The following is a 7,805-nucleotide window of genomic DNA, read 5'->3' on the forward strand; positions in this document are numbered from 1 at the left end:
CCGACTGGCCGCCACCGACGACCAGTTCGTCTCGATCGCCAAGTTCCGTGCCGGGCGTCTGATGTGGGCCCGCGTCGCGGAGCTGCTGGGCGCGCCCGACGCCGGGGACGCGCCCCAGCACGCCGTGACCTCCGCGGCCATGATGTCGCGGCGTGACCCGTGGGTGAACATGCTGCGCACCACTCTCGCCGCGTTCGGTGCCGGGGTCGGCGGCGCCACCTCCGTGACCGTGTTGCCGTTCGACGTCTCCCTGCCGGGAGGTCTGGAGAGCACCTCTCGGGCCTTCGCCGAGCGGATCGCCCGGAACACCCAACTGCTGCTGCTCGAGGAGTCGCACCTGGGGCACGTCGTCGACCCGGCCGGCGGATCATGGTACGTCGAATCACTCACCGATTCGCTCGCCGAGGCGGCGTGGTCCGCGTTCCAGACCGTCGAGTCCGAGGGCGGACTCGCGGCCGCGATCGCCTCCGGGAGCGTCGCCGACGCCATCGCCCGTGTCCGCCAGGCCCGTGATGCCGACATCGCTCACCGCACGGCACCCGTCACCGGGGTCTCCGAGTTCCCGAACCTCGCCGAGCCGCCACTCGACTCCACGCGCCGGGGTGGCGAGGACTACCGGTACGGCCGCGACTTCGAAGCCCTGCGCGATCGCTCGGACGCCCACCTGGAGGCCACCGGGTCCCGGCCGACGGTCCTGCTCGCGGGGCTCGGCCCGATGGCCGAGACCACGGGCCGCGTGACCTTCGTCGCCAACCTGCTCGCGGCCGGCGGCATCGACACCCGGAACCCACTGGCGACCGCGGCAGACCAGTACGCCGGTGTCCGGAAGGATGAGGACATCGCCGTCCTCTGCGGCGCCGACAAGCGCTACGCCACCGAGGGCCCGGACGCCGTCCGTGCGCTGCGTGAGGCGGGTGTGGGAACGGTCTACCTCGCCGGCGCCGAGAAGGGGTTCCCCGCCGACGCCACGGACCGGCCGGACGGGTACCTCGCCACCGGGATCGACGCCGTCGCCGCCCTGACCGCCCTCCTCGATCAGCTGGGAGTGAAGTGACATGACCACCTTCCCCGATTTCAGCATCGCCCCGCTGCGCGAGACCAGTGAGGGTGCTCCGCTACCGGACGGTGTGGAGACCGCCGTCGACCACCACGCCGTCGGGGGTGTCGACCGGGACGTCGACGCCGGACCGCGGTGGGAGACCCCCGAGGGTATCGACGTCAAGCGGGTGTTCACCAAGGCGGACCGTGACGCGGTCGAGGCGGGCGACGCCCCGACCGACGACGGCGAGGAGGTCACCCCCTTCCCCCTGGACACCGTCCCGGGAGCGGCCCCGTTCCTCCGCGGCCCGTACCCGTCCATGTACGTCAACCAGCCGTGGACGATCCGGCAGTACGCAGGCTTCTCGACCGCTGCCGAGTCCAACGCCTTCTACCGGCGCAACCTCGCGGCGGGCCAGAAGGGCCTGTCGGTGGCGTTCGACCTGGCCACCCACCGCGGGTACGACTCCGACCACCCCCGTGTCGCCGGCGACGTCGGGATGGCGGGCGTGGCGATCGACTCGATCCTCGACATGCGTGAGCTCTTCGACGGCATCGACCTGTCCGCCGTCTCCGTGTCGATGACCATGAACGGGGCCGTGCTACCGATCCTCGCGTTGTACGTGGTGGCGGCCGAGGAACAGGGGGTGACACCGGAACAATTCGCGGGGACCATCCAGAACGACATCCTCAAGGAGTTCATGGTCCGCAACACCTACATCTATCCGCCCACGCCCTCGATGCGGATCATCTCGGACATCTTCGCCTACACCTCCCGGAAGATGCCGAGGTTCAACTCCATCTCGATCTCCGGCTACCACATCCAGGAGGCCGGCGCGACGGCGGATCTGGAGCTGGCGTACACCCTCGCGGACGGCGTCGAGTACCTGCGTGCCGGGTTGGACGCCGGGCTGGAGATCGACAAGTTCGCACCCCGGTTGTCCTTCTTCTGGGCGATCGGGATGAACTTCTCCATGGAGATCGCCAAGCTCCGGGCCGGCCGTCTGCTGTGGAGCGAACTCGTGGAGAAGTTCGGGCCCAAGAACGAGAAGTCCAAGTCGCTGCGCACCCATTCCCAGACCTCCGGGTGGTCCCTCACCGCCCAGGACGTGTTCAACAACGTGGCCCGGACGTGTATCGAGGCCATGGCCTCGACGCAGGGCCACACGCAGTCGTTGCACACCAACGCGCTGGACGAGGCGCTGGCCCTGCCCACCGACTTCTCGGCGCGCATCGCGCGCAACACCCAGCTCCTGCTCCAGCAGGAGTCGGCCACGACCCGCCCGATCGACCCCTGGGCAGGGTCGTACTACATCGAGTGGCTCACCGCCCAGCTCGCCGACAAGGCCCGCCTGCACCTGATCGAGATCGAGGAGGCGGGGGGGATGGCGCAGGCCATCGGCGAGGGGATCCCGAAGCTGCGCATCGAGGAGGCCGCGGCCCGCACCCAGGCGCGGATCGACTCCGGGCGCCAACCGGTCATCGGGGTCAACAAGTACGTCGTCACCGAGGACCAGGAGATCGAGGTCCTCAAGGTCGAGAACTCGCGCGTGCGCGCGGAGCAACTCGCGAAGCTGGACAGACTCCGTGCGGAACGCGACGAATCGGCGTGTCAGGCGGCTCTCGCCAGACTCACCGAGGCGGCGGCCGGGGGTGCCGGGAGCGGGCTGGAGAACAATCTCATGGCGCTCGCCATCGACGCCGCCCGCGCCCACGCGACCATCGGCGAGATCTCGGACGCGCTCGAAAAGGTCTACGGTCGACACAAAGCCGAGATCAAGACGCTGTCCGGCGTCTACCGGCAGGAGGTGTCGAAGGAGGGCGCCGTGGACAACGTCACCAGGGCGATGAAGATGGCCGAGGAGTTCTCCGAACTGGAGGGTCGCAGGCCCCGCATCCTCCTGGCCAAGATGGGTCAGGACGGCCACGACCGCGGCCAGAAAGTCGTGGGGACCGCGTTCGCGGACCTGGGTTTCGACGTCGACATGGGCCCGCTGTTCCAGACCCCGGACGAAGTCGCCCGACAGGCCGCGGACGCCGATGTGCACGTGGTCGGCGTGTCGTCGCTGGCCGCCGGTCACCTCACCCTGGTCCCGGCGCTGCGGGAGGCGCTCGCCGAGGTGGGACGCGAGGACATCATGGTCACCGTCGGAGGCGTCATCCCTCCCGGAGATTTCCAGGAGCTCTACGACGCCGGTGCGACCGCGATCTATCCGCCCGGGACCGTGATCTCCGACGCGGCCATCGAGTTGCTCGAGGCACTCGCCCGTGAGCTCGGGCACGAGCTGACCTCCTCCGGGGCCGAGTCCTGAACCGCCTCGGCTCCGGTCCCGATCCCGCGGGCTCGGGCAACACCACGGGCAGTCTGTCGACGACTCTCGGAACCGGTGCGGTCCGCGGCCCGGTCCCTTCCGCGACGGGCGCGAGGCCGCGTCGGGAGATCGACGTGGGGGCCCTCCTCGAGGGAGTGCTCCACGACGACCGCCCCGTGCTCGCGCGCGCCATCACGCTGCTGGAGTCCACGAACCCCGCGCACCGCGAAAAGGCGCAGGAGCTGCTGCTCGGAGCGCTGCCGCATGCCGGGGGAGCCCTGCGCATCGGGATCACCGGGGTACCGGGCGTGGGCAAGTCGACGTTCATCGAGTCGTTCGGGCTGTACCTGGTGGAGAAGGGGCACAAGGTCGCGGTGCTCGCCGTCGACCCGTCCTCCACGCGCACCGGCGGTTCGATCCTCGGCGACAAGACCCGGATGGCGACGCTCGCCACGGAACCCCGCGCCTACATCCGGCCCTCACCGACCTCCGGGACGCTCGGGGGCGTGGCCAAGGCCACCCGGGAGACCATGGTCCTCCTCGAGGCCGCGGGTTTCGACGTGATCCTCGTCGAGACCGTCGGGGTGGGCCAGTCCGAGGTCGCCGTCGCCGGGATGGTCGACTGCTTCACGTTCCTCACCCTCGCCCGCACCGGCGACCAGCTCCAGGGCATCAAGAAGGGCGTGTTGGAGTTGGCCGACGTGGTCGCCGTGAACAAGGCCGACGGCCCCCACGTCAAGGACGCCAGGCGCGCCGCGCGAGAACTCGGCGCGGCGCTGCGACTCGTGCGACCGGCGGACTCGGTGTGGAAGGTTCCGGTCCTGACCATGTCGGGGCTCGAGGGCGAGGGTCTCGACGAATTCTGGGAGGCCGTGCGATCCCACCAGGACACGATGGGGGAGATCGGCGAGGTCGAGGCCCGTCGCGCGCGCCAACAGGTCGAGTGGACCCGGTCGATGGTGCACGACACGCTCATGGCGCGGCTCGCGGCCGACCCGGACGTGAGACGGGTCACGGCCGATGTCGAGCGACGCGTGAGCGAAGGGACGCTGACGGCGGCTCTCGCGGCCCAGGCCATCATCGACGCCTTCGACTCGAAACGCCCGGAGCGCTCGGGTCAGTCGTAGCAGGTGGACCAGTCGGCGGACTCGGCGCCCCGCCGGCTACGCCTCCCACCACCGACGAATCAGATAGGAACGCTCGGCCTCGTTCCTCGAGAGTTCGAAGGCGCGTGCCCAGGCCAGGCGCGCGTCCTCGCTCCGACCGAGGAGTTCCAGAGTCACCGCCCGGGCCTCGTGGAACGGGTGGTGCTCCCGCAGTGTCGGATCCGAGGCCAGGGCGTCGAGTGCCACCATTCCCGCGTGGGGCCCGTCCCGATGCCCGAGCGCGACCGCTCGGGCCACCCGCACGACCGGACCGGGGGAGAGATTCAGCAGGATGTCGTAGAGCACCACGATCTGGGCCCAGTCGGTCGAGTCGACGTCCTGGGCCTCGGCGTGGAGTGCGGCGATCGCCGCCTGGACGCTGTACCTCCCTGGCCCTCCCGCGGCAGCGGTCCGGGCCAGTGCGAGCCCCTCGTCGACGAGGAGACGGTCCCATCTGCAGCGGTCCTGCTGGCTCAGGGGAATCGGCATGCCGTCCGGGCCCGACCGCGCCGGCGCCCGCGCCTCGGTGAGCAGCATCAGGGCGAGAAGCCCCGCCACCTCGCTCTGCCCCGGCATCAGTCTGTGGACGATGCGCCCGAGGCGGATGGCTTCGGAGGTGAGCTCGGTGCGCAGGTGTCGCGCGCCCTCCGTCGCCGCGTAGCCCTCCGTGTAGACCACGTAGATCACGGCGAGGACCGCCGGTAGGCGCCGTGGGAGGTCGGCGGCCTCCGGCACGCGGACCGGGATCCGGGTCACCCGCATGCGCTCCTTCGCGCGTACCAGGCGCTGTTGCATCGTGGGGACCGGGACGAGGAAGGCCTGGGCGATCTCGACTGTGGTCAGTCCGGCCAGGTACCGGAGGGTCAGCGCGATCTGCTCCTGGATTCCCAGGGTCGGATGGCAGCAGGCGAAGAACAACTCGAGCCGCTCGTCCGGGATGTCGTCCGGATCCGCGGGCGACACGCTCGGCGGCGGCGGGGGCCGCCTCTCCTGCTCTACCCGCAACCTCGCCAGCCGCTCCGTCAAGGCCTTCTCCCGCCGGAGTTGATCGATCGCCTTGCGGGTCGCGGTGGTCATCAGCCAGGCCAGCGGGGTGTGAGGGACACCGGTTCTCGGCCACGTCTCCAGGGCTGCGGTGAGAGCGTCCTGCGCGGCGTCCTCGGCCAGTTCGAGGTCCCCGAACCGCGACACCAGCGCAGCCAGCAGCCGGGAGCTCTCCTCACGCCTCATCGCGGCCAGGGCATCGGACGCCGCGGGCCCCGGGGAGGTCACGGGTGGGCCCCCGCTCCCACCCCGGACACACGGACATGCATCTAGAACTCCGCGATGGCGCGGACCTCGACCCGCCCACCGTGGACCCCGGGACACCGGGCCGCCCACGTCAGTGCCTCGTCGATGTCGGGGACATCGATGATGATGGTCCCGCCGACGAACTCCCTGCTCTCGGCGAACGGCCCCGACGTCACGACGGGCTCGGTCGCGCCCGGTGGGATGGACACGACGACCCCCGTGTCCGGATCCTCCAGGGCGAACCCGCCGGCGAGCACCCCGGCCTTCTCGAGCTCCGCATCGAAGGCCATGAACTCCTCGACGCCGGGACCCTCGTCCGCGCCGGTGACCGCGTCCTCGCCACAGCGGGCGGCATCGAGGTCTGCGAAGAGCAGTAGTACGTATTTCATGTCGATCTCCTGACCGATCGTGGTGGGCGTCGGCCGCGAGAGCGGCGACACCATGATGACGAACGGCCCCCGGGAGATCGACAGGTCCGCGAAAAGAATCTCCGCGCTCTCCGGATTCCGCTCCCGGGGCATCCGCGCGGGAGATGTCGCGCGCGGGCTCAGTACCGTTCGTCCGGCACCCGGCGGCCCCGGGAGCGCATCGCGAACAGGAGACCGATCACGAAGAGCACCACACCGGCCACCATGAGTATCACCGCGAGGGTGTTCGAGTCGATTCCCGGGATGGTGACCTCAACCGCGTACATGAGTATCGCGCCGATCACCACGAGGACCACTCCGCCGCCGATGTAACCCATAGCTGTTCTCCTTCGTCGCGACCGCGCGCCTGTCCGCGGTGTTGCGCTCACCCTACGAGAACTCGGCGTCGAGTTCAGGCGTGCGGAGAGAGGAACTTTCGCGCCGGTTCCTCGATGAACCGGTAGCTGGCCGCGCCCACGGCGATCGACCCGGCCACGGTCACGGGCCAGATCACGCCCATCCGCCGGGTCCACAGCGAGGTGCGGGTGAGCGGGAACGCGTAGTGCAGCACGATCAGGTGCCAGAGGAAGATTCCGTACGACCAGCGGCCGATCGCCTGTAGGGGTGCCGATTCCAGGACGCGGAAGCGCGAGCCCGCCGGGGCCAGGACGATCGGTCCCAGGAAGAAGAACGCCATCGCCGCGGTGAGCCCGTTGCGCGCGGCGTACTCGCGGCCGCTCGGGTGGTGGAAGCCCTCGGAGAACCAGCGGGGGGACGTCGTGGCGAACAGCGCCCCTGCGCCAGCCGCCCACCACCCCCACCTCGCGTACGGTGCCCGGCTCAATCGGGCGAGCAGTCCCGGGCGGGCGGTGGCCAGCTCGGCCAGTAGCATCCCGGAGGCGAACCAGGCGGAGAACGCCGGCGGCAGGATCTGGTCGTTGACGCCCCTGGGCAGGAGCCGGAGGCGTTGCCAGGGGATCAGCGGAAACAGCAGACCGGAGAGCCCGAAGGCGCCGACGGCGGGCAGCCGCCATCGGGCCCGGTCGCCGCGCAGGTTCTTCATCCCGGTCCACAGCGCCGGGAGAGCCAGGTAGTAGGCCATCTCGACCGCGAGGGACCAGGCGTGCGTGAGCCCGGAGACGAGGAACTTCCGCTGGTAGATCTGCGTCAGGGTGAGGTTGCGGAGCCAGACCACGGGGCCGTTGACCCGGTTCTGGGGCAGGAGCACCATCGCGACGGCGACGAGCACCGCGTAGGCGGGCATGATCCGCACGAGGCGGGCCCGCAGGTAGGGGATCACCGCGCGGGCCGTTCCCGGCCGGTCGCGGCGGGCGTGGTCGGAGTGTGCGCGCCACAGGAGGAAGCCGGTCTTGGCGAAGAACACCGCCACCAGCATGTCCAACCGACCGTAGAGGCGGCGTACCGGCGTCCCGTAAGACATCCGGGTCACGAACGCGACGTGGGTGGTGATGATGCCGATCGCCGCGAGGCCGCGGAGACCCTCGAGTGCGGGGAGGTGACCGTGTGCACCGGCGAGCCGCGGCTGCTGCTCCCCGGTGGCCTCGGCGGCGGCGATCTCGGGACCGGTGGCCTCGGCGGCGGCGGTGTCGGGA

7 protein-coding genes are annotated in these 7,805 nt (G+C 70.4%); 3 read left to right on the forward strand and 4 right to left on the reverse strand.

The annotated features are described in order from the left end of the window. The 3 genes from G6019_RS08890 to meaB form a co-directional block, all read left to right on the forward strand. Positions 1 to 1,054: methylmalonyl-CoA mutase family protein (locus tag G6019_RS08890; RefSeq protein WP_241725956.1), on the forward strand; the 1,054-nt coding region annotated here is incomplete at its 5' end. 1 nt (position 1,055) lies between these two features. Continuing rightward, positions 1,056 to 3,350, forward strand: a complete 2,295-nt coding sequence (gene scpA, locus G6019_RS08895) for a methylmalonyl-CoA mutase (RefSeq protein WP_182627440.1) — start codon at positions 1,056 to 1,058, stop codon at positions 3,348 to 3,350. Positions 3,351 to 3,484: 134 nt separating this feature from the next. Further along, positions 3,485 to 4,477 carry a methylmalonyl Co-A mutase-associated GTPase MeaB gene (gene meaB / locus G6019_RS08900; RefSeq protein WP_182612337.1) on the forward strand — a complete coding sequence of 331 codons (993 nt, stop codon included), beginning with the start codon at positions 3,485 to 3,487 and terminating at the stop codon, positions 4,475 to 4,477. A gap of 36 nt (positions 4,478 to 4,513) precedes the next feature. Here meaB and G6019_RS08905 read toward each other — a convergent pair whose 3' ends face one another. The 4 genes from G6019_RS08905 to G6019_RS08920 all read right to left on the reverse strand — a co-directional run. Next, complete coding sequence (locus G6019_RS08905; protein ID WP_182612341.1) at positions 4,514 to 5,725, reverse strand: RNA polymerase sigma factor; 1,212 nt, start codon at positions 5,723 to 5,725, stop codon at positions 4,514 to 4,516. An 83-nt stretch (positions 5,726 to 5,808) separates the two neighbouring features. Further along, complete coding sequence (locus G6019_RS08910) at positions 5,809 to 6,306, reverse strand: YciI family protein (protein ID WP_228549068.1); 498 nt, start codon at positions 6,304 to 6,306, stop codon at positions 5,809 to 5,811. 26 nt (positions 6,307 to 6,332) lie between these two features. After that, positions 6,333 to 6,530: a hypothetical protein gene (locus G6019_RS08915; protein WP_017836767.1), complete on the reverse strand. Its 198-nt coding sequence runs from the start codon at positions 6,528 to 6,530 to the stop codon at positions 6,333 to 6,335. A 74-nt stretch (positions 6,531 to 6,604) separates the two neighbouring features. Continuing rightward, positions 6,605 to 7,805, reverse strand: a 1,201-nt coding sequence (locus G6019_RS08920) for an acyltransferase family protein (protein ID WP_182627442.1), incomplete at its 5' end; no start/stop codon positions are given.

The organism is Dietzia sp. DQ12-76 (assembly GCF_014145045.1).
Classification (GTDB): domain Bacteria; phylum Actinomycetota; class Actinomycetes; order Mycobacteriales; family Mycobacteriaceae; genus Dietzia.

Excerpts from the sequence above, each read along its gene's own strand:
- G6019_RS08905 (WP_182612341.1), bottom strand. The coding sequence starts at position 5,725 with ATGAGGCGTGAGGAGAGCTCCCGGCTGCTGGCTGCGCTGGTGTCGCGG.
- scpA (WP_182627440.1), top strand. The coding sequence starts at position 1,056 with ATGACCACCTTCCCCGATTTCAGCATCGCCCCGCTGCGCGAGACCAGT.
- G6019_RS08915 (WP_017836767.1), bottom strand. The coding sequence starts at position 6,530 with ATGGGTTACATCGGCGGCGGAGTGGTCCTCGTGGTGATCGGCGCGATA.
- G6019_RS08910 (WP_228549068.1), bottom strand. The coding sequence starts at position 6,306 with ATGCCCCGGGAGCGGAATCCGGAGAGCGCGGAGATTCTTTTCGCGGAC.